This is a genomic window from Streptomyces sp. NPDC091682 (assembly GCF_044756625.1).
Classification (GTDB): Bacteria; Actinomycetota; Actinomycetes; order Streptomycetales; family Streptomycetaceae; genus Streptomyces.
Genome location: NZ_JBIVTH010000006.1, coordinates 56412 through 78227, shown reverse-complemented (window position 1 = coordinate 78227; position 21816 = coordinate 56412). Strand labels below are relative to the sequence as shown.

At 70.0% G+C, this 21816-nt stretch carries 20 protein-coding genes; all 20 read right to left on the bottom strand.

From position 1 onward, the window contains the following. Window positions 1-14: 14 nt before the first annotated feature. The 20 genes from atpA to nrtL all read right to left on the bottom strand — a co-directional run bounded on the left by atpA (window position 15) and on the right by nrtL (window position 21798). The gene (atpA, locus tag ACIQK6_RS15680) at window positions 15-1610 is read right to left on the bottom strand and encodes a F0F1 ATP synthase subunit alpha (RefSeq protein ID WP_329099005.1); all 1596 of its coding nucleotides are present in this window, start codon (window positions 1608-1610) and stop codon (window positions 15-17) included. A 130-nt stretch (window positions 1611-1740) separates the two neighbouring features. Beyond that, window positions 1741-2556, bottom strand: coding sequence for a F0F1 ATP synthase subunit delta (locus ACIQK6_RS15675; RefSeq protein WP_327416468.1), 816 nt, complete (start codon window positions 2554-2556; stop codon window positions 1741-1743). Next, window positions 2553-3095, bottom strand: a complete 543-nt coding sequence (locus ACIQK6_RS15670) for a F0F1 ATP synthase subunit B (protein WP_052873740.1) — start codon at window positions 3093-3095, stop codon at window positions 2553-2555. The genes ACIQK6_RS15675 and ACIQK6_RS15670 overlap by 4 nt, the downstream gene beginning before the upstream one ends. Before the next feature lie 40 nt (window positions 3096-3135). After that, complete coding sequence (gene atpE, locus ACIQK6_RS15665; protein WP_030386954.1) at window positions 3136-3363, bottom strand: ATP synthase F0 subunit C; 228 nt, start codon at window positions 3361-3363, stop codon at window positions 3136-3138. A 79-nt stretch (window positions 3364-3442) separates the two neighbouring features. Beyond that, window positions 3443-4249, bottom strand: a complete 807-nt coding sequence (gene atpB / locus ACIQK6_RS15660) for a F0F1 ATP synthase subunit A (RefSeq protein ID WP_052873741.1) — start codon at window positions 4247-4249, stop codon at window positions 3443-3445. 241 nt (window positions 4250-4490) lie between these two features. Further along, on the bottom strand, window positions 4491-4928 hold the full coding sequence (locus tag ACIQK6_RS15655) for a hypothetical protein (protein ID WP_030386956.1): 438 nt from the start codon (window positions 4926-4928) through the stop codon (window positions 4491-4493). A 274-nt stretch (window positions 4929-5202) separates the two neighbouring features. Continuing rightward, entirely contained in the window at window positions 5203-6525 is a 1323-nt protein-coding gene (locus ACIQK6_RS15650; protein ID WP_329099006.1) for an MraY family glycosyltransferase, read from the bottom strand. 116 nt (window positions 6526-6641) lie between these two features. Beyond that, complete coding sequence (gene glyA, locus ACIQK6_RS15645) at window positions 6642-7871, bottom strand: serine hydroxymethyltransferase (RefSeq protein ID WP_402694961.1); 1230 nt, start codon at window positions 7869-7871, stop codon at window positions 6642-6644. Between the two features lie 62 nt (window positions 7872-7933). After that, window positions 7934-8590, bottom strand: coding sequence for a protein-tyrosine-phosphatase (locus ACIQK6_RS15640; protein ID WP_329099008.1), 657 nt, complete (start codon window positions 8588-8590; stop codon window positions 7934-7936). Continuing rightward, complete coding sequence (locus ACIQK6_RS15635) at window positions 8587-9234, bottom strand: L-threonylcarbamoyladenylate synthase (protein WP_030008689.1); 648 nt, start codon at window positions 9232-9234, stop codon at window positions 8587-8589. The genes ACIQK6_RS15640 and ACIQK6_RS15635 overlap by 4 nt, the downstream gene beginning before the upstream one ends. A 49-nt stretch (window positions 9235-9283) precedes the next feature. Then, window positions 9284-10129, bottom strand: coding sequence for a peptide chain release factor N(5)-glutamine methyltransferase (prmC, locus tag ACIQK6_RS15630; RefSeq protein WP_266604981.1), 846 nt, complete (start codon window positions 10127-10129; stop codon window positions 9284-9286). A 47-nt stretch (window positions 10130-10176) separates the two neighbouring features. Then, window positions 10177-11256 carry a peptide chain release factor 1 gene (gene prfA / locus ACIQK6_RS15625; protein WP_329099009.1) on the bottom strand — a complete coding sequence of 360 codons (1080 nt, stop codon included), beginning with the start codon at window positions 11254-11256 and terminating at the stop codon, window positions 10177-10179. Window positions 11257-11380: 124 nt separating this feature from the next. Further along, entirely contained in the window at window positions 11381-11599 is a 219-nt protein-coding gene (rpmE, locus tag ACIQK6_RS15620; RefSeq protein ID WP_030008686.1) for a 50S ribosomal protein L31, read from the bottom strand. Window positions 11600-11783: 184 nt separating this feature from the next. Continuing rightward, window positions 11784-12887 (bottom strand): LCP family protein, encoded by a 1104-nt coding sequence (locus tag ACIQK6_RS15615; protein ID WP_329099010.1) that lies wholly within the window; start codon window positions 12885-12887, stop codon window positions 11784-11786. 231 nt (window positions 12888-13118) lie between these two features. After that, window positions 13119-15248: a transcription termination factor Rho gene (gene rho, locus ACIQK6_RS15610; RefSeq protein ID WP_402694960.1), complete on the bottom strand. Its 2130-nt coding sequence runs from the start codon at window positions 15246-15248 to the stop codon at window positions 13119-13121. 432 nt (window positions 15249-15680) lie between these two features. Further along, window positions 15681-16607 carry a homoserine kinase gene (gene thrB, locus ACIQK6_RS15605; protein WP_030008669.1) on the bottom strand — a complete coding sequence of 309 codons (927 nt, stop codon included), beginning with the start codon at window positions 16605-16607 and terminating at the stop codon, window positions 15681-15683. Between the two features lie 344 nt (window positions 16608-16951). Then, on the bottom strand, window positions 16952-18022 hold the full coding sequence (gene thrC, locus ACIQK6_RS15600; RefSeq protein WP_329099012.1) for a threonine synthase: 1071 nt from the start codon (window positions 18020-18022) through the stop codon (window positions 16952-16954). A 6-nt stretch (window positions 18023-18028) separates the two neighbouring features. Beyond that, a complete protein-coding gene (locus ACIQK6_RS15595; RefSeq protein ID WP_329099013.1) occupies window positions 18029-19333 on the bottom strand; it encodes a homoserine dehydrogenase in 1305 nt (434 codons plus the stop codon). A 124-nt stretch (window positions 19334-19457) separates the two neighbouring features. After that, window positions 19458-20849 carry a diaminopimelate decarboxylase gene (gene lysA / locus ACIQK6_RS15590; protein ID WP_329099014.1) on the bottom strand — a complete coding sequence of 464 codons (1392 nt, stop codon included), beginning with the start codon at window positions 20847-20849 and terminating at the stop codon, window positions 19458-19460. 19 nt (window positions 20850-20868) lie between these two features. Then, a complete protein-coding gene (gene nrtL / locus ACIQK6_RS15585) occupies window positions 20869-21798 on the bottom strand; it encodes an ArgS-related anticodon-binding protein NrtL (protein WP_329099015.1) in 930 nt (309 codons plus the stop codon). Between the last annotated feature and the right edge of the window lie 18 nt (window positions 21799-21816).

Sequence of the window (21816 nt, the reverse complement as noted above, 5' to 3'; positions counted from 1 at the left end):
GGTCCCTTCCGTCGTCACTTGGAGACGTTGACGGCCGGTGCGTCCTCGCCCAGGAGCTTGCCGTCCGAGGTCTCGAACTGGCGCTTGAAGGAAGCAATGGCGTCCGCGATCGACGTCAGGGTGTCGTCCGACATCTTGCCGCCCTCGGCGATGGAGGTGAGGAGGTCCTTGCGCTCGCGGCGCAGGTGCTCCAGCAGCTCCGACTCGAAGCGACGGATGTCGGCGACCGGGACGTCGTCCATCTTGCCGGTGGTACCGGCCCAGACGGAGACGACCTGCTCCTCGACGGGCATCGGCTGGTACTGGCCCTGCTTCAGCAGCTCGACCAGACGCTTGCCGCGCTCCAGCGAAGCCTTCGACGCGGCGTCCAGGTCGGAACCGAAGGCGGCGAACGCCTCCAGCTCGCGGTACTGGGCCAGGTCCAGGCGCAGACGGCCGGAAACCTGCTTCATGGCCTTGTGCTGGGCGGAGCCACCGACGCGGGAGACCGAGATACCGACGTTCAGCGCCGGGCGCTGGCCCGCGTTGAACAGGTCGGACTCGAGGAAGCACTGGCCGTCGGTGATGGAGATGACGTTGGTCGGGATGAACGCCGACACGTCGTTCGCCTTGGTCTCGACGATCGGCAGACCGGTCATCGAACCGGCACCCATGTCGTCGGACAGCTTCGCGCAGCGCTCCAGCAGACGGGAGTGCAGGTAGAAGACGTCACCCGGGTAGGCCTCGCGGCCCGGCGGGCGGCGCAGCAGCAGCGACACGGCGCGGTAGGCGTCGGCCTGCTTCGACAGGTCGTCGAAGATGATCAGGACGTGCTTGCCGGCGTACATCCAGTGCTGGCCGATGGCGGAACCGGTGTACGGCGCCAGGTACTTGAAGCCGGCCGGGTCGGACGCCGGGGCGGCGACGATCGTCGTGTACTCGAGCGCACCGGCGTCTTCCAGGGCGCCGCGAACGGACGCGATGGTCGAGCCCTTCTGGCCGATGGCGACGTAGATGCAGCGGACCTGCTTGTTCACGTCGCCCGAGCGCCAGTTGTCGCGCTGGTTGATGATCGTGTCGACGGCCAGAGCGGTCTTACCCGTCTGACGGTCACCGATGATCAGCTGACGCTGACCGCGACCGACCGGCACCATGGCGTCGATGGCCTTGTAGCCGGTCTGCATCGGCTCGTGGACGGACTTGCGGACCATGACGCCAGGAGCCTGGAGCTCCAGGGCGCGACGGCCTTCGGTCGCGATCTCGCCGAGACCGTCGATCGGGTTGCCGAGCGGGTCGACGACGCGGCCGAGGTAGCCCTCGCCGACGCCGACCGAGAGCACCTCACCGGTGCGCTGCACCGGCTGGCCCTCCTCGATACCGCTGAACTCGCCGAGGACAACCGCACCGATCTCGCGCTCCTCGAGGTTGAGGGCGAGACCGAGGGTGCCGTCCTCGAACTTCAGCAGCTCGTTCGCCATGGCGGAGGGCAGACCCTCCACCTTCGCGATGCCGTCGCCGGCAACGCTGACCGTTCCGACCTCCTCGCGCGAGGCCGCGTCCGGCTGGTACGACTGGACAAAGTTCTCCAGTGCGTCCCGGATCTCCTCCGGCCGGATCGTGAGCTCCGCCATCTGGGTTCCCTGCTCTCCTTGTTGGGCCTGAAGCTTCTTAGGGGTCTGGGGGCGACCCCCAGGAATCTTCTGCAAGTTCTGCACGGCCCAACCGGGCCGCTAGGAATGCTTCTGTTCTATTGGTGGCTGGTCAGCCGGCCATGCGGCGCGACGCCTCGGCGAGGCGGTCCGCGATGGTGCCGTCGATGACCTCGTCGCCGACTCGCACCGAGATCCCGCCGAGGACCTCGGGGTCCACGTCGAGGTTCAGGTGCATCTGGCGGCCGTACAGCTTGGCCAGCACCGCGCCGAGACGCGTCTTCTGCACATCGCTGAGCGGAACCGCGCTGGTCACGGTGGCGACCATGCGGTCACGGCGCTCGGCGGCGAGCTTGGAAAGGGACTCGAGTCCCGCTTCCAGGCTACGTCCACGCGGGTGCGTGACAAGACGGATCACCAGGCGCTCGGTGACGGCGTTCACCTTGCCGCCGAGCAGGCTGCGCAGCAGCTCGCTCTTGGCGGAGGCGGTCGCCGCACGGTCGGTCAGCGCGGAACGCAGCTCGGTGCTCGAGGAGACGATCCGGCCGAACCGGAACACCTCGTCCTCGACGTTGTCGAGCGCGTCGCCCTGCTGGGCCGCCGTGAGGTCGGCGGTGGCCGCCAGCTCCTCCAGCGAGTCCACCAGGTCGCGGGACTGCGACCAGCGGGACCGGACCATGCCGGACACCAGGTCGAGGGTCTCCCCGCCGACCTGGCCGCCGAGCAGCCGCCCGGCCAGCTCGGCCTTGGCCTCGCCGGACTGCGCCGGGTCGGTCAGGACCCGACGCAGCGAGACCTCACGGTCGAGCAGCGCAGTGACGGCAGCCAGCTCACCGGCGAGCTTCGCCGCGTCGACGGACGTGTTGTCCGTCAGCGCGTCGAGACGCTCACGCGCGGAGGCCAGCGCCTCGCGGCTCGCTCCGTTCATCGGGCCGCCTCGGCCTTCTCCTCGAGCTCGCTGAGGAAACGGTCGATGGTGCGGCTCTGCCGGGCGTGGTCCTCAAGGGACTCGCCGACGAGCTTTCCGGCCAGGTCGGTGGCGAGCTTGCCCACGTCCTGGCGCAGCGCCTGGGAAGCGGCCTTGCGGTCCGCCTCGATCTGGGCGTGGCCGGCAGCGATGATCTCCTCACGCTGCCGCTGGCCCTCTGCGCGCAGTTCTTCCTTGAGCGCAGTGCCCTGCTCCAGCGCTTCCTGGCGCAGGCGCGCGGCCTCGTGCCGGGCTTCGGCGAGCTGGGCCTTGTACTGCTCCAGGACGCTCTGGGCCTCGGTCTGGGCGGATTCCGCCTTCTCGATACCGCCCTCGATGGCCTCGCGGCGCTCTTCCAGAACCTTGTTGATGTTCGGGAGGAGCTTCTTCGCGAGGAAACCGAAGACGATGACGAAGGCGAGCAGACCGATGACGAGCTCGGGGATCGGCGGGACGAGGGGGTTACCCGGCTCCTCGGCCGCGAGAACCAGGAGGTTCACATCAGTGCCTTTCGTCGATTCGGACTAGTCGTGGGGTTCGTCAGCTGTAGACGAACGGCATGACCAGACCGATGAGGGCGAGCGCCTCACAGAAGGCGAAGCCGAGGATCTGGTTGGCGCGGATCAGACCGGCAGCTTCGGGCTGACGGGCGAGCGCCTGGGTGCCGTTACCGAAGATGATGCCGACGCCGACGCCGGGGCCGATGGCCGCGAGGCCGTAGCCCACGGAGCTGAGGGAACCGGTGACGGCAGCAAGGGTCTGGGACATGCCAGTTCTTCCTTCTCTTTCACGGACCGGTGGGGGTTGGCCACCGGACGACTGGGGGATTGCTTGGAGCGGGTCGCGCTCAGTGGTGCTCGGCGAGCGCGCCCTGCAGGAAGCTGCAAGCCAGGAGCACGAAGACGTAGGCCTGGACAGCCTGGATGAAGAGTTCGAACGCGGTCATCACGATGACCATGACGAACGAGACGCCCGCGTAGGCGATGCCGATCCCGTTCAGCAGGTACCAGCTGGCGATGGTGAACAGCAGCAGCAGGGTGTGACCGGCGAACATGTTCGCGAACAGTCGGACCGCGTGGGTGAAGGGCCGGACCAGGACGTTCGAGAAGAACTCGATCACCATGACCAGCGGCAGGATCCCGCCGAGCGACTTGTCGTAGCCGGTGATGTTCTTGAAGCCGCCGACGAAGCCGTGGCGCTTGAAGGTCACCGACATCCACATGACGTAGATGACGAGGGCGAGACCGGCCGGGTACGCGATGACCGCGGTCACCGGGAACTGGGCGAGCGGGATGATGGACCAGAGGTTCATCATCCAGACGAAGAAGAACGTCGCGACCATGAAGGGGACGTACTTCTCGCCCTCCTTCTTGCCCATCGTCTCGTAGACGATGCCGCGGCGCACGAAGTCGTAGCCGGCCTCGGCGACCATCTGCAGCTTGCCCGGGACGACCTTCGGCTTCCGGAACGCGGCCCAGAAGAAGCCGACGATGATGATCGAGCCCAGCAGGGCCAGCAGCATCGTCTTGTTGAAGTACAGGCCGCTGTCGTCGCCGAAGATCGGCTTGAACAGGAACGAGTACAGGGTCGGGCCCGGGAAGCCGCAGCCAGTGCCGTCTTCGAAATGACAATTGATCTCGAAGGCGAGCGTCATGTCAGCAGCACTCACCGCAGGGCTCCTTCAGCGTGGCGCATAGGTACGGCAACCTCGTTGTGTCGGCGCGGCGCGCAGCCGCGGTTCGGCACTGGACTGGTGTAACGGATGGTGGGGCGGCAGTCAGGCATCGAGCCTCGCGATGGAACAGGCGTCAGCTCAGATGCCCGCGCCCGCAGTGCCGCAGTTGGCACCGGACGATAGCAGGATCTCGAACGCCCACTTATCCCGGCCCTACCCTTCACGACTTCGGCCCCGGATTTTCGGGCTTGTCGCCCTTCACCGAGTCCGGCTCGACGTAAAGAATCTTGGCCTTCATGTGAGCACGGGTCTGCGCGCCGATCCACACCAGGGTGGTGGCGACGAGCGTGATCGCGAACGCCTTGGGGTTGAACAGGGTGGTGTTCTTGAACGCCGCGACAAACACGAAGAGCAGCAGGATCTGGGCCGTATAGAGCATGAGCCCCATGGCCTGGAAGAGATGCGGAAGTGATTTCGCCGTGCGCTGCAGAACGACGAATCCGATGCCCATGAACAGAATCACGACCAGCGTCGCGACGACGGCTCCGACTGCACCCTTGCTGCCGACGACCAACGCGCTGATCACGGCGGCGATAGCGCCGGCTACAGCTGTGGGTACAGCGGCTTGCAGGAGGAGTCGGACGTCATCTGACCGCATGGCGGTTTGCTCCGCGTGGTGGTGGGGGCACTGGACTCGTACAGGACGAGCGTAAGCCCGGTCCGAGAGAGAACCTCGGGCCAAGGGGCCGTCGCACTACGGTCCTTCGGCTCTGTCGCCGGGTTTAGTGAACGGTATCACAAACTATTTGATGAGAGCTTTACCTGCTCGGTGTGCCGACTGTCACACATGAGAGTGACCCTGCGCGTGTGTGCGCGACAGGCAGCTGGCTTGTCTGGTAAAGGGCATCCATGTCCGACATGTGACCGGAGGGTCAGCGGGTGGATTCAGCCTTACGCCGGTCGGGGAAGCGCGAACGGGGGCCCACGGCGGTCGCTCCGTTGACGCCGGAGACGCCCGCGGCGATGGGCCTCACGGGCTCCGGCTCCTGGCCCGAGGCGTCCTGTGCGGCAGCCTCGGCCGCCCGTTCCGCATGGCGGTAGCGCGGCGGAACCAGACCTTCCGCCCAACGCGGGGCGCGCGGGGTGAAGCGCGGCAGGAGCAACAGGATCAGGCCGACCGCACTCAGTGCGACGATCGCCAGCACGATCCACATCGTGGCGGAATGCACGGAATAGGCCACCGTGCCGAAGGCGATCAGGCCCGACCAGAAGTACATGATCATGACCGCGCGGCTGTGCGAATGCCCGAGTTCCAGCAGCCGGTGGTGGAGGTGCCCGCGGTCGGCGGCGAAGGGCGACTGGCCCTTCCACGTACGCCTAACGATGGCCAGGACCAGGTCCGCCATCGGGATCGCGATGACCGTCAGCGGCAGGATCAGCGGGATGTAGGCGGGGAGCATCGCGTGCGTCGCGTTGCGCTCACCACCCGCGAAGAGGGCGAGCGCGTCCGGGTCCACCTGCCCGGTGAGGGAGATCGCGGAGGCGGCCAGCACCAGGCCGATGAGCATCGAGCCGGAGTCGCCCATGAAGATCCGGGCGGGGTGCATGTTGTGCGGCAGGAAGCCCAGGCACATGCCCATCAGGATCGCGGCGAAGAGGGTCGCGGGCGCCGCCGACTCGATGCCGTAGCCGAACCAGATCCGGTACGCGTAGAGGAAGAGCGCCGCGGCGGCGATGCAGACCATGCCGGCGGCCAGGCCGTCCAGGCCGTCGACGAAGTTCACGGCGTTGATGGTGATCACGACGAGGGCGACGGTGAGCAGGTTGCCCTGCCACTGGGTGAGCGGCACCGTCCCGATGCCCGGGACGGGGATCCACAAGATGGTCAGACCCTGCATGACCATCACACCGGCGGAGATCATCTGCGCGCCGAGCTTGATCAGGGCGTCGAGCTCGAACTTGTCGTCGAGGACGCCGACCAGCCAGATCAGCGCCGCGCCGGAGAGCAGCGCGCGCGGCTCGTTCGACAGCTCGAAGACGCCGTTGAGGTTCCGCAGGTGGTCGGCGACCAGCAGGCCGGCGCAGAGACCGCCGAACATGGCGATGCCGCCCAGTCGCGGTGTGGGCTCGCGGTGCACGTCGCGGGCGCGGATCTCCGGCATGGCCCCGGCCGCGATCGCGAACTTCCGCACGGGCCCGGTCAGCAGGTAGGTCACCGCGACCGTGACGCAAAGCGTCAGCAGATATTCACGCACGGGCTGCCCCAGATGTATCGCCGGCCATCTCAGCCCCACACATTAGCTGCGATGTCACCTCCTTCGAGGACGCGAGGGGACCGCATCCCGGTTCCAGTACGCCCCGCTTGTCCCGCTTACTCCCCGTAAGGGGGAAATCCGGCCGTGAGCTCGCCGACCTCCGTACGCGTTTTCACGCCATCCCCGTCCAGCGCCGCGGCGAACAACGCCGCGATCCGGACCATCTCCGCCTCCCCCATCCCCTGGGTGGTCACGGCGGCCGTTCCCAGCCGGATGCCGCGCTGGTCCCCGTACGGGAGGGCACAGGTGTCCAGCACGATCCCGGCGGCGGCCAGCCGGCCGCGGGCTGTCGGACCGTCCACGCCCAGCGGGGCCGGATCGGCGGTGATCAGATGGGTGTCGGTACCGCCGGTGGTGAGGGTGAACCCGTGCTCCTGGAGCGCGCCCGCCAGCACCCGCGCATGGGCGACGACCCGGTGCGCGTACGTGGTGAAGGCCGGCCGGGCCGCCTCGCCGAAGGCCACGGCCTTGGCGGCGATGGTGTGCATCTGGGCCCCGCCCTGGGTGAAGGGGAACACCGCCCGGTCGACGCGCTCCGCGTATTCGGCGCCGCACAGCACCATGCCGCCGCGCGGGCCGCGCAGCACCTTGTGCGTGGTCGCGCAGACGACGTCGGCGTACGGGACGGGGCTGGGCGCGGCCCCGCCGGCCACCAGCCCGATCGGATGGGCGGCGTCCACGATCAGATAGGCCCCGACCTCGTCGGCGATCTCCCGGAAGGCCGAGTACTCGGGGTGGCGGGGGTAGGAGATGGAGCCGCACACGATCGCCTTGGGGCGGTGCGCGTGGGCGAGGCGCTGGACCTGCCGGTAGTCGATGAGGCCCGTCGCGGCGTCGACGCCGTAGCCGACGAAGTCGAACCACCGCCCGGAGAAGTTGGCGGGCGACCCGTGGGTGAGGTGCCCGCCGTACGGGAGACCCATCGCCAGCACGGTGTCCCCCGGCCGCAGCAGGGCGGCGTACGCGGCCAGGACCGCCGAGGAGCCGGAGTGCGGCTGTACGTTGGCGTGCTCGGCCCCGAAGAGCGCCTTGGCCCGCTCCACGGCGGTCCGCTCGGCGAGATCGGCGTACTCGCACCCGCCGTGGTGCCGGGCGCCGGGGTACCCCTCGGCGTACTTGTTGGCGAGCGCGGACCCGAGCGCGGCGAGCACGGCGGTCGAGGTGAAGTTCTCCGCGGCGCTCATCTGCAACGTGTCGGCCTGCCGCTGCCGCTCCCCGGCCAGTACGTCGGCCATCTGCGGGTCCTGCGCGCGCAGCAGGTCCGTGGGCTGGGTGATGACGCTCATGGCGGCGCTCCAGGGGTACCGGGTACCAGCCACTGTAGGCCCGCGGACCCCGCGGTGCCCGGTCAGCGCGCGGCGGTCACGCCCGTCAGGGCCGTCACGACCGGATCGAGCGCCTGGTTGATTTCGTCGCCGATGGAGCGGAAGAAGGTGATCGGAGCCCCGTACGGGTCGTACACCTCGTCCGCGTCGGGCGACGGCGCCAGCAGCCAGCCGCGCAGGGCCGCGGCGGCCCGTACGAGCGCCCGCGCCCGCTCCGCCATGCCGTCGTCCAGCGGCGGCAGCGTGGCCGGATCTATCGCCCGCACCAGCCGGGTGAATTCCTTCAGCGTGAAGGTGCGCAGCCCCGCCGAGTGGCCCATCGAGATGACCTGGGCCCGGTGGTCGCGGGTGGCGGTCAGGACCAGGTCGGCGCGTATGACGTGCTCGTCCAGCAGCTCCCGCCCGGTGAACCCGGAGGCGTCGGCCCCGAAGTCCGCCAGCACGGCGGCCGCGTTGGCCTCCATGGGGGCGCCCTCGTGGCCCCAGGTGCCGGCGCTCTCCACGATGAGGTCGCCGGTGACGGGGCCGCCGAGGCGGTGCGCGAGGGCATGCCGCGTCAGCCGCTCGGTGATGGGCGAGCGGCACACGTTCCCGGTGCTGACGTGGAGTATGCGGAAAGTGGTTCCTCCGGCTACCGCCGGCCGGTACCCCCCTGCTATGCCACGCCCCTCAGGGCTCACGGGGCGACCTCGAGGTCGGGTACGACCTCCCGCAGCTGATCTGCGGTAAGTGCCCCCTCGCGCAGCAGGAGGGGAACCTTCCCGGTGACGTCGACGATCGACGACGGCTGGATGCCGGGCGTCGGGCCGCCGTCCAGGTACACGGACACGGAGTCCCCGAGCATCTCGCGCGCGGCGTCGCAGTCCTCGGGCGCCGGGTGACCGGACAGGTTGGCCGAGGACACCGCCATCGGGCCGACCTCGGTCAGCAGCTCGATTGCCACGGGGTGCAGGGGCATGCGCACGGCGACGGTGCCCTGGGTGTCCCCCAGGTCCCACGCGAGCGAGGGCTGGTGCTTAGCGACCAGGGTCAGCGCGCCGGGCCAGAAGGCGTCGACGAGCTCCCAGGCCTGCTCGGAGAAGTCCGTGACGAGGCCGTGGAGCGTGTTCGGGGAGCCGATGAGCACCGGGGTGGGCATGCCGCGACCGCGGCCCTTGGCGGCCAGGAGGTCGTGGACGGCCTCCGGGCTGAAGGCGTCCGCGCCGATCCCGTACAGGGTGTCGGTGGGCAGCACGACGAGCTCTCCGCGGCGCACGGCGGATGCGGCTTCACGCAGACCGGTCTTGCGGTCCGTCGCGTCGTTGCAGTCGTATCGCCGGGCCATCAGCGGGCCTCCTCGTGCAGCAGGGGGGTGGCGGGAATCGTCGCGCCGGTCACGGCAGGGCCTTGCGGGCCGTCGCGAAGCGCGGGCGGTTGTTGAGGTCCGGGTGGTCGGCGGCGTCGGCCCAGCCCTGCTCCTCGGCGAAGATCCACGGCACCTGGCCGCCCTGGGTGTCGGCGTGCTCGATGACGACGATGCCGCCGGGCCGCAGCAGCCGGTGGGCGGTCCGCTCGATGCCGCGGATGGTGTCGAGGCCGTCCTCGCCGGAGAAGAGCGCCATCTCCGGATCGTGGTCGCGGGCCTCGGGGGCGACGTACTCCCACTCGGTGAGCGGGATGTACGGCGGGTTGGAGATGACGAGGTCGACCTGGCCGTCGAGCTCGGGCAGTGCGCTCAGGGCGTCACCCTGGTGGACGGTGACCCGGGAGCCCTCGGCGTTCTTGCGGGTCCACCGCAGGGCGTCCTCGGACAGCTCGACCGCGTGCACGCGCGAGCGCGGCACCTCCTGGGCCATGGCCAGCGCGATGGCGCCGGAGCCGGTGCACAGGTCCACGATCAGCGGCTCGACGACGTCCATCGCGCGCACGGCGTGTATGGCCCAGTCCACGACCGACTCGGTCTCGGGCCGGGGCACGAAGACCCCGGGCCCGACCTGGAGCTCCAGGTACCGGAAGAAGGCGCGGCCGGTGATGTGCTGGAGCGGCTCGCGCGCCTCGCGGCGGGCGACGGCCTCCCAGTAGCGGGCGTCGAAGTCCGCGTCCTTGACGTGGTGCAGTTCCCCCCGTTTGACGCCGTGCACGAAGGCGGCGAGCTCCTCCGCGTCGAAGCGCGGTGAGGGCACGCCGGCGGCGGCCAGCCGCTGGGTGGCCTGGGCCACCTCGGCAAGCAGCAAGTTCACGCTGGTCCTCCGGGCTGCTGTCGTACGGGGGTGGTGCGGGGATCGGGTCAGTGCGCGGCCGCGAGCTTGGCCGCGGAGTCCGTGTCGACACAGGCCTGGATGACCGAGTCGAGGTCACCGTCGAGCACCTGGTCCAAGTTGTACGCCTTGAAACCGGTCCGGTGGTCCGAGATCCGGTTCTCCGGGTAGTTGTACGTACGGATCTTCTCGGAACGGTCCACGGAGCGCACCTGGCTGCGGCGCACGTCCGAGGCCTCCTGCTCGGCGGCTTCCTGGGCCGCGGCCAGGAGCCGCGAGCGCAGGATGCGCATGGCCTGCTCCTTGTTCTGGAGCTGGCTCTTCTCGTTCTGGCAGGAGGCGACCACACCGGTGGGGATGTGCGTGATGCGCACGGCCGAGTCGGTGGTGTTGACAGACTGGCCGCCGGGGCCGGACGAGCGGTACACGTCGATGCGGAGGTCGTTCATGTTGATCTCGACCTCGACCTCCTCGGCCTCCGGGGTGACGAGCACGCCGGCGGCTGAGGTGTGGATGCGGCCCTGGGACTCGGTGGCCGGAACCCGCTGGACGCGGTGCACGCCGCCCTCGTACTTCAGGCGGGCCCAGACGCCCTGGCCGGGCTCGGTGGCGCCGTTGCCGCCCTTGGTGCGGACGGAGACCTGGACGTCCTTGTAGCCGCCGAGCTCGGACTCGGTGGCGTCGATGATCTCGGTCTTCCAGCCCACGCGCTCGGCGTAGCGCAGGTACATGCGCAGCAGGTCGCCGGCGAACAGGGCCGACTCGTCGCCGCCCGCGCCCGCCTTGACCTCGAGGAGCACGTCCTTGTCGTCGCTGGGGTCGCGCGGAACGAGCAGCAGGCGGAGCTTCTCGGTGAGCTCTTCGCGCTGTGCGGCCAGTTCCTTGGCCTCGGCAGCGAAATCGGGGTCGTCGGCCGCGAGCTCCTTGGCCGTCTCGATGTCCTCGGCGGACTGCTTCCAGGCACGGAAGGTCGCGACGATCGGGGTCAGTTCCGCGTAGCGCTTGTTCAGCTTGCGCGCGTTGGCCTGATCCGAGTGGACCGAAGGGTCGGCGAGCTTCTTCTCAAGATCGGCGTGCTCGCCGACCAATTCCTCGACCGCTTCGAACATCGGGGGACTCCTGGGGTGAAAAGTGCGAAGGACTGCAGGGGACGTGCCGGAACGACGACAAAGGCGCCGGTCCGGCCGCCCCCGAGTGGACAGGGGGCGGCCGGAGACCGGCGCCTGGGTCGCGCTACTTCTTGGCCGCACCCTTGCCGAAGCGCGCCTCGAAGCGGGCCACGCGGCCACCGGTGTCGAGGATCTTCTGCTTGCCCGTGTAGAACGGGTGGCACTCGGAGCAGACCTCGGCACGGATGGTGCCCTCGGTCAGGGTGCTACGGGTGGTGAACGACGCGCCGCAGGTGCAGCTGACCGCGGTCTCGACGTACTCGGGGTGAACATCGCGCTTCAAGGTGTCTCCTAGATTCGGGAGGGCGCCGGGTCGCAGGAAGCCGAATTGCGTACTGCGTGAACCGGGGCCGACAGACCAGTCTGCCAGGACCGGGCCGCCTGTCAAAATTCTGAGGACGCCTTCCTCAACGGCAGGGGGTCGCCGTCTATTCCGCACCGGTGCGCAGGCCCTGCGACCAGGGGTGCTACTGGACGATCGACCCGGCGGCGCTCTTGTCCCCGGAGGAGTTCACGGTGGCCTCGGCCGGGATCGGCCGGTCCGCCAGCAGGGCGTCCCACACCATCTTCGTCTCCTTGGTGAGCGGGGCCACGCGGTTCGGGTCGCGGGGGTCCGTGGTCACCGGCAGCGTGATCATCTGCATGTCCTGCGCGTCGATGCCCTGGAGCCCCTGGGCGAAGCCCATGAGGGACTTCACATCGCCGAGCGCCTTGTCGGTGGTGATCGCCTTGGTCGCGGAGTCGGCGATGCCGAGCAGCTTCTTGGGGTTGTCGAAGACCCCGATGCCCTTCACCTGCTTGATGAGCGCCTTGATGAAGGCCTGCTGGAGCTGTATTCGGCCCAGGTCGCTGCCGTCGCCGACGCTCTTGCGGGTGCGTACGAGGCCGAGGGCCTGCTCCCCGTCGAGCCTGTTGGTGCCGGCCGCGAGGTCGAGGTGGCTGGCACCGTCCTTGATCGGCTTGGTGGTGGTCACCTCGACGCCGCCGAGATTGTCGATGATCTTCTTGAAGCCGGTGAAGTCGACCTCTATGTAGTGATCCATGCGGATCCCCGACATCTTCTCGACGGTCTTAACCGCACAGGCGGCCCCGCCGACGGTGAACGCCTCGTTGAACTGGGTTCGCTGACCGCCGGGGTCGGTCTTGCCGCCGGACGTCGGGCAGGAGGGCCGGGAGATCATGGTGTCGCGCGGTATCGACACGACGCTGGCCTTCTCGTGGCCCTCGTACAGGTGGATGATCATCGCCGTGTCGGAGCGGGCGGAGCCGCCGTCGTCCTGGCCGTACTCGCCGTTGGCGCCGCCCCGGGAGTCGGAGCCGAGGACCAGGATGTCCATGGAGCCGTTGTCGACGTTCTGCGGGCGGTCGGTGCCGAGGGCCTGGTCGAGGTCGACGCTCTTCAGGTTGCCGTTGAGCTTGAAGTAGAAGTAGCCGAGGCCGGCTCCGCCCAGCAGGACCACCCCCGCGGCGCTCCAGGCGGCGACGGCGACGGCCCTGCGGCGCTTCGCCGGTTTGCGGCGGGCGCGCCGGGCCGCGGCACGTCCGCCGTGCTCCTTGCTCTCCTCGGTCATGCTCTCCTCAGTCCTGTGTCCGGTCCCCTGGTCGTTCGGCCCGCCGTCCACCCCGCGGTTCCTCTGACACAGACGGGCGTACGCCGCGCAGGGTTCCATTCCCGCCCGAACCGCCCGGCGGGGGCGCAGCCGCGCCGCTGGGGCGCCCGTACCCAGAAAATCCGCCCGTACGCGCGACAGCCCCCGCCGCGGGTGCGGCGGGGGCTGTCGCGGTGATGCGCGAGCCGGACGTCAGTCGTCGTTCTTGCCCGACGGGGTCGTCTTCGCGATCTGCATCAGGAACTCGGCGTTCGACTTCGTCTGCTTCATCTTGTCGAGCAGCAGCTCGATCGCCTGCTGCGAGTCGAGCGCGTGCAGCACCCGGCGCAGCTTCCAGACGATGGCGAGCTCCTCCGCGTTGAGGAGGATCTCCTCCTTGCGGGTGCCCGACGGGTCGACGTCGACGGCCGGGAAGATGCGCTTGTCGGCGAGCTTCCGGTCGAGCTTGAGCTCCATGTTGCCGGTGCCCTTGAACTCCTCGAAGATCACCTCGTCCATGCGCGAGCCGGTGTCGACGAGCGCGGTGGCCAGGATGGTCAGCGAGCCGCCGTCCTCGATGTTGCGCGCGGCACCGAAGAAGCGCTTCGGCGGGTAGAGCGCGGTCGAGTCGACACCACCGGACAGGATGCGGCCGGAGGCGGGCGCCGCGAGGTTGTACGCGCGGCCCAGGCGGGTGATGGAGTCCAGCAGGACGACCACGTCGTGACCCAGCTCGACGAGACGCTTGGCGCGCTCGATGGCCAGCTCGGCGACGGTGGTGTGGTCCTCGGCCGGGCGGTCGAAGGTCGAGGAGATGACCTCGCCCTTGACCGACCGCTGCATGTCGGTGACCTCTTCCGGACGCTCGTCGACCAGGACGACCATCAGGTGGCACTCGGGGTTGTTGGTGGTGATCGCGTTGGCGATCGCCTGCATGATCATGGTCTTACCGGTCTTCGGCGGGGCCACGATCAGGCCTCGCTGACCCTTACCGATCGGCGACACGAGGTCGATGATGCGGGTGGTCAGCACGCCCGGGTCGGTCTCCAGACGGAGCCGGTCCTGCGGGTACAGCGGGGTGAGCTTCTGGAACTCCGGTCGGCCGCGGCCGGATTCGGGCGCCATGCCGTTCACCGAGTCCAGCCGCACGAGGGCGTTGAACTTCTCGCGGCGCTCGCCGTCCTTGGGCTGGCGCACGGCACCGGTGGTGTGGTCACCCTTGCGCAGGCCGGCCTTGCGGACCTGGGCGAGGGAGACGTACACGTCGTTGGGGCCGGGCAGGTAGCCCGAGGTCCGGATGAACGCGTAGTTGTCCAGGATGTCGAGGATGCCCGCGACGGGGATCAGCACGTCGTCGTCGGCGACCTGCGGCTCGCTCGGCGCGAACTCGTCGCGGCCACGGCGGCCACGGCGGTCGCGGTAGCGGCCGCGCCGGCCGCGCCGGCCGTCCTCACCGTCGAAGTCGTCCTGGGGACCGTTGTCCTGGCGGTCCTGACGGCCCTGCTGACCCTGGCCCTGGCCCTGGCCGCGGCCGCCCTGCTGCTGACGGTCGGCGCGCTCCTGACGGCCGCCGCCCTGGCCGCCCTGTGCGCCCTGGCCCTGGCCGCCCTGACCCTGGCCGCCCTGGCCCTGGTCGTCGGCCTTGGCGCCGCGGTCACGGCGGTCGCGCTGACGGTCGGTGCGCTCGGCACGGTCACCGCGGTCACGGCGATCGCGACGACCACGGCCCTCGCCGTCCTGGCCCTGCGCCTGGCCGGCGGAGACCGCGGTGGCGGCTTCGGCCTTGGTCTCGGACGGGGCGGTGGCGGCGGGCGCGGTCTCGGTCTTCTGCTCGACCTGTACGGCGACGGGGGCCGAGGCCTCCGGGCTGCCGGAGGGAGCCGTGGCACGGCGGCGGCGGCGCTCGCCGACCGGGGCGCCATCTCCCCCGCGCTCGGCTTCGCTCGTGCGGGAGGGACCCCCCGCCGGCTGACCCGGGATCTCGATCTGCGCCTGCACTGCGGGCTTCTCGGCGGGCGCCTCGGCGGCGGCCTCACCCGTGCGGGCCTTGCTGGTGGCACGGCGCTTCGGCTTGGCCTCGGCGGTGGCTGCGGCGGTGGAGGCGGCGGCCTTGGGGGCACCGCTGCCCGCCTGCGCCTCCTTGATGACCTCGATCAGCTGGCTCTTGCGCATCCGCGCGGTGCCCCTGATCCCGAGGCCCGAAGCGACCTGCTGCAGCTCGGCCAGGACCATGCCGTCAAGGCCGGTGCCGGTGCGTCGACGCTTGGGTGCGGCGCCCGCGGCGGGGGCACTGGTGTCGACAGAGGTGTCGGCAGCGCCCATCAGATCGGTGGTGTCGCTCACGAAGGGTCCTTCCCTGGAGCGGACGTCGGCCTGTCTGGCTCGGCGACCGGTTGTGCTGTCCGACAGCAGTCCTTGGTGTGGACCGTGCCGGGGCGGTGGTCCGCCGGTAGAAGTACGGCGGAAGAAACGTGCATGGCTGGTTCCGGCGAGAAGCCCCCGAGCTGAAAGCGTGGGAATGTCACGCCGATTCCGGAGCGTGCTCGAAACTGCTGGAGGTGATCAAAGCAGTCGGGGAGGCTCCCGGAAGAAATGTGGTCCCGAATGGGGACACTGAGCACCGAGCCATAGCGGCTTCCGATGCGCACTTGAGACTAACACTACCGGATCCAATAGTTATTCCCCCTCTCAATCACCGGCAATCGCGCCCTTCCGTGCGGGCGGCCTGCCCCGGCCGCCCGCCCCTGACCGGCTGTGCACTCCGGGGAAGCGGGTCTAGCCGCCCTGGGTGCCCAGCGGAAGTACGCTCGCGCCCGCGGCGTCGAGGGCGAGCCGGTTGGCCGCCCACCCCTCGCCCGCGAGCTGCGCGACCTTGTCGGCCGCGCCGTTGTCGACCAGCGCGAGGACCGTGGGGCCCGCACCGGAGATGACCGCGGGGATCCCGTCCGCCCGCAGCCTGTTGACGAGTGCCACGCTCTCGGGCATCGCCGGGGACCGGTACTCCTGGTGGAGCCGGTCTTCGGTGGCCGGCAGGAGGAGCTCGGGACGCCTGGTCAGGGCTTCCACGAGCAGGCCCGCGCGACCCGCGTTGACGGCCGCGTCCACGTGCGGGACGGTGCGCGGCAGCAGGCCGCGCGCCGTCTCCGTGAGGACCGGCTTGGAAGGCACGAAGACCACCGGAACGATGGATTCGGCGGGCTCCATCCGGATCGCCTTGGCGCTGCCGCCGTCCATCCAGGCGAGGGTGAAGCCGCCCAACAGGCAGGCGGCGACGTTGTCGGGGTGGCCTTCGATCTCAGTGGCGAGCTCCAACAGCGCCGCGTCGTCGAGCTTGGCCTCGCCGCCTATGGTCACGGCGCGCGCGGCGACGATGCCGGCGCAGATGGCGGCGGAGGAGGAGCCGAGTCCGCGGCCGTGCGGGATGCGGTTGGCGCAGACGACCTCCAGGCCGCGCGGCTGACCGCCCAGCAGGTCGAAGGCGGTGCGCATGGAGCGTACGAGCAGGTGGCTCTCGTCCCGCGGGAGGGTGTCGGCGCCCTCACCCGCGATGTCGATGTTCAGGCCGGAGTCGGCCACCCGGACGACTACGTCGTCGTAGAGCCCCAGGGCCAGACCCAGGGCGTCGAAGCCCGGGCCGAGGTTGGCACTGCTGGCGGGGACGCGCACCCGTACGGCGGCGGCGCGGAACGCTGGACCGGCCATCGTCCGATGACACTCCTTGTGACTGTGCGAGATCTTCGCTCTTCGCTGGCTCGCTGCGAATGTACTGGAGAACGTACGACACCCGAAGGCCCTCTGGGCAGCACCGCAGTCATATGCGCGGTGGCGGATGTGGGTACAGCGTATCGAAGGAAGGTTCTCTCGCGACATAGGGCGCACAGGAGGCGCACGATGCGTGTCGCGGACTTCAACCGACTTCGACCGACTTGAGCCGTATTTTTGTTGCCGTACGGGTGAGTTGCCGGGTTCCGAAGGATCTCGGGAAGGCCCCTGCGGGTGCTGCTCCACTACTGCGGGAGTGCCGCAGTAGTGGAGCAGCAGTGCCGTCAGACCAGGCCGAGGCGGACGGCGGCGGCTTCGGCGTCCACCGGAACGGTGACCGGCTGCGGAGCACCGGCGATCGCCCAGTCGGGGTCCTTCAGGCCGTTGCCGGTGACGGTGCACACGATCTTCTGGCCCGGGTCGACCAGGCCCAGCTCGGCGGCCTTGAGTAGACCGGCCACCGATGCGGCCGAGGCGGGCTCGACGAAGACGCCCTCCTGCGAGGCCAACAGCCGGTAGGCGGCGAGAATCTGGCGGTCCGTCACCTCGTCGATGAAGCCGCCCGACTCGTCCCGTGCGGCCAGCGCGTAGTCCCAGGAGGCCGGGTTTCCGATCCGGATCGCGGTGGCGATGGTGTGCGGCTCCTTGACGACCTCGCCGCGCACGATGGGCGCGGAACCGGAGGCCTGGAAACCCCACACGCGGGGCGTACGGGTGGACAGGCCGTCGGCCTTGTACTCCTTGAAGCCCTTCCAGTACGCGGTGATGTTGCCCGCGTTGCCGACCGGCAGCACGTGGATGTCGGGCGCGTCACCGAGCGCGTCGACGATCTCGAACGCGGCCGTCTTCTGGCCCTCGATACGCACCGGATTGACCGAATTGACCAGCGCGACCGGGTAGTTGTCGGAGAGCGCGCGGGCCAGGTTCAGGCAGTCGTCGAAGTTGCCGTCCACCTGCAGGATCTTGGCTCCGTGCACCAGGGCCTGGCCCATCTTGCCCAGCGCGATCTTGCCGCGGGGCACGAGCACCGCGGAGACCATGCCGGCGCGCACCGCGTACGCGGCGGCGGAGGCCGAGGTGTTGCCGGTGGAGGCGCAGATGACCGCCTTCGCGCCCTCCTCCTTCGCCCTGGTGATCGCCATGGTCATGCCGCGGTCCTTGAAGGACCCGGTGGGGTTCGCCCCCTCGACCTTCAGGTGCACCTCGCAGCCGGTGCGCTCGGAGAGCACCTGGGCGGGAACGAGGGGAGTACCGCCCTCGCGGAGCGTCACCACCGGGGTCGTGTCCGTCACCGGCAGGCGGTCCCGGTACTCCTCGATGATGCCGCGCCACTGGTGGGTGCGATTGCTGCTCATGGGTCCTTACTCCCCTTCAACACGCATGATGCTGGCGACACCGCGGACGGTGTCCAGCTTCCGCAGCGCCTCGACGGTCCCGGAAAGGGCGGCGTCGGGTGCGCGGTGAGTGACGACGACGAGGGAGGCCTCCTTGCCGACCCCGTCCGGACGACCTTGCTGCCGCACCGTGTCGATCGACACGCCGTGCTCCGCGAAGGTGGTCGCCACCTGGGCGAGGACGCCCGGCTTGTCCGCCACATCAAGGCTGATGTGGTAGCGGGTGACGACGTCCCCCATGGGGCTGACCGGCAGCTGGGTGTACGCCGACTCGCCGGGCCCCGTTGCCTCGGCGAGCTTGTTGCGGGCGACGGCGACGAGGTCGCCGAGGACCGCGGACGCGGTCGGCGCGCCGCCCGCTCCGGGCCCGTAGAACATGAGCTGCCCGGCGGCCTCCGCCTCGACGAAGACCGCGTTGTACGCCTCGCGGACGGAGGCGAGCGGGTGGCTGAGCGGAATCATCGCCGGGTGGACGCGGGCGGTGACGGATTCGCCGTCGGCGGCGCGCTCCAGGATGGCGAGGAGCTTGATGGTGCAGCCCATGCGCTTGGCGGAGGCGAAGTCGGCGGCGCTGACCTCCGTCATGCCCTCGCGGTACACGTCGTCCAGCCGGACGCGGGTGTGGAAGGCGATGCCGGCCAGGATCGCGGCCTTCGCGGCGGCGTCGTAGCCCTCGACGTCGGCGGTCGGGTCGGCCTCGGCGTACCCGAGGGCCGTGGCCTCGTCGAGCGCCTCCTGGTACCCGGCGCCGGTGGAGTCCATCTTGTCGAGGATGAAGTTCGTCGTGCCGTTGACGATGCCCATCACGCGGTTGATCTTGTCGCCCGCGAGCGACTCGCGCATCGGGCGGACCAGCGGGATGGCGCCGGCGACGGCGGCCTCGTAGTAGAGGTCCAGCCCGGCCTGCTCGGCGGCGGCGTGCAGTGCGGCGCCGTCCTGGGCCAGCAGCGCCTTGTTCGCGGAGACCACGGAGATGCCGTGCTCGAAGGCGGTGGTGATGAGGGTGCGGGCGGGCTCGATGCCGCCGATGACCTCGATGGCGATGTCGATGTCACCGCGTTTGAGCAGGGCGGTCGCGTCAGTGGTGATCAGCGCCGGGTCGATGCCCTCACGGACCTTGGAAGGGCGGCGTACGGCCACGCCGGCGAGCTCCACGGGCGCGCCGATCCTCTGCGTGAGGTCGTCGGCGTGCGTCGTCATGATGCGAGCCACCTCTGAGCCGACCACTCCACAGCCCAGCAGCGCCACCTTCAGCGGACGCGTACGCATCATTCGACCTACGCCTTTCGATCTTCCATCAGTCCCCGTGCGGGCGGTTTGCCCGTCGGGTGGAACAAGTCTCACTCAATGGACAGCAGTTTCCATCCTCGGTCCATTGAGTGAGACACCTATTTCATCATCCGAGGTCGAGACGCAGGAGATCTTCCTCCGTCTCGCGGCGGACGATCACTCGGGCCTGTCCGTCGCGCACCGCGACGACGGGCGGGCGCAGCGCGTGGTTGTAGTTGCTGGCCATGGAGCGGCAGTACGCGCCGGTGGCCGGAACGGCCAGCAGGTCGCCGGGTGCGAGGTCGGCGGGCAGGAACGCGTCCTTCACGACGATGTCGCCGCTCTCGCAGTGCTTGCCGACGACGCGTACGAGCATGGGCTCGGCGGTGGAGGTGCGCGAGACCAAGGAGATGGAGTACTCGGCGTCGTAGAGGGCGGTACGGATGTTGTCGGACATCCCGCCGTCGACGCTCACGTAGGTCCGCAGGCCTTCCAGCGGCTTGATCGTCCCCACCTCGTACAGCGTGAACGCGGTCGGGCCGACGATGGCGCGGCCGGGCTCGACCGAGATCCGCGGGGCGCGCAGTCCGGCGCTCTCGCACTCGCGGGCCACGATCTCGGTGAGGGCCTTGGCGATCTCGTGGGGCTCGCGCGGGTCGTCGTTCGAGGTGTACGCGATGCCGAGGCCACCGCCGAGGTCGATCTCGGGCAGCTCCACCCCGTGCTCGTCCCGTACGGCGGCCAGCAGCCGCACGACGCGCTTGGCGGAGACCTCGAAGCCGGCCATGTCGAAGATCTGCGAACCGATGTGGGAGTGGACGCCGAGCAGCTCCAGCGAGTCGTGCCCGAGCGCCCGGCGCACGGCCTCGGCGGCGGACCCGTCGGCGACCGCGATGCCGAACTTCTGGTCCTCGTGCGCGGTGGCGATGAACTCGTGGGTGTGCGCCTCGACGCCGACCGTCACGCGGATCTGGACGGGCTGGCGGACGCCCAGCTCACGGGCGACGTGCGCGACGCGGGCGATCTCCTGGAAGGAGTCGAGCACGATGCGTCCGACCCCGGCCTCGACGGCCCGCCGGATCTCGCCCTCGGACTTATTGTTCCCGTGGAAGGCGATCCGCGCGGCGGGCATCCCGGCGGCGAGCGCGGTGGTCAGCTCCCCGCCGGAGCACACGTCGACGTTCAGTCCCTCTTCCTTCAGCCACTTCACGACGGCCTTGGAGAGGAACGCCTTGCCGGCGTAGAACACGTCGGCGTCGGGACCGAAGGCGTGCGCCCAGGCCCGGCAGCGGGCCCGGAAGTCCTCCTCGTCGAGGAAGTAGGCGGGGGTGCCGAACTCCTCGGCGAGCTCGGTGACTTCGATGCCGCCCACGGCGACGACCCCGTCGGCCCCACGCTCGACGGTCCGGGCCCAGACCTTCTCGTCGAGCGCGTTCAGGTCGGCGGGCGGCGGGGAGTAGTGCCCCTCGGGCAGGACGTCGGCGTGGCGGGGCCCGGCGGGGTGCGCGGAACGGCTCATCGGTATCTCTCTTCGCGGGTCACAAGCGTGTCGGTGCGTCTATGCCGAGCAGGGCCAGGCCGCCGGCCAGCACCGTCCCGGCGGCTTCGGCAAGAGCCAGCCGGGCACGGTGGGCGGCCGAGGGTTTCTCGTCGCCCTTGGGCAGGACGCGGTGCTGGAAGTCGAGCAGCGCGTCGGCCAGCTCGACGAGGTGCCGGGCGAGCCGCTCGGGCGCACGGTGGTGCGCGGCGGCTTCGAGGACGAGGGGGTGGTCGGCGAGGACGCGCAACAGGGCGGGCGCGTCGACCTCGCCGGGCTCGGGGCGGAACCCCAGCTGCTCGGCATTGCGTACGAGCGCGTGGGCGCGGGCACGGGCGTACCGCACCCGGAAGAGCTCGTTGCCCTCCCCCTGTACGAGCAGCTCGTCGCGGAACTCAGGGGTCTCGCGCGCGGGGGTGGTGAGCGCGGCCCAGGCGACGGCGTCGGCCCCGTACCGCGCGAGCACGTCCCCGTCCCGGCGGGCGACGGGCGCGACGCTCACGGCCGGACCGGGCAGGGCTCCCTGCAGGGCCTCGATCCGCGCGACGGCGGCCCGTACGAGGCGCTCGCGCAGCTCGCCGGACGGCGGATCCGGGACCTCGATCACCGCCACCGGGCGCACGTCACGCACCAGCTGGGCGGCGGAAACGGAACTCAGCGAAAAGTTCAGGAACCCGGCCCCGGTGACCTCGACCCGCTCGATCCCGGCCACACCGCCCAGCCGGCGGGCCAGTACCTCGGCCACCTCGGCCGGCCGCGCTCCGGCGCCCTTCGCGATCTGGAAGGCGACGGGGGTGGCGTACTCCCCCACCCCACCGGGCCGGGTCCGCTCGACCACGACCCGCGCGGGCACCGCCCCGCCCAGCTCACCGTCCTCGACGGCGCGGCGCACGGCGCTCACGACGCAACGGGAGAGGTCTGCGGGGGTCACGGGACCCAGCCTAGGGGA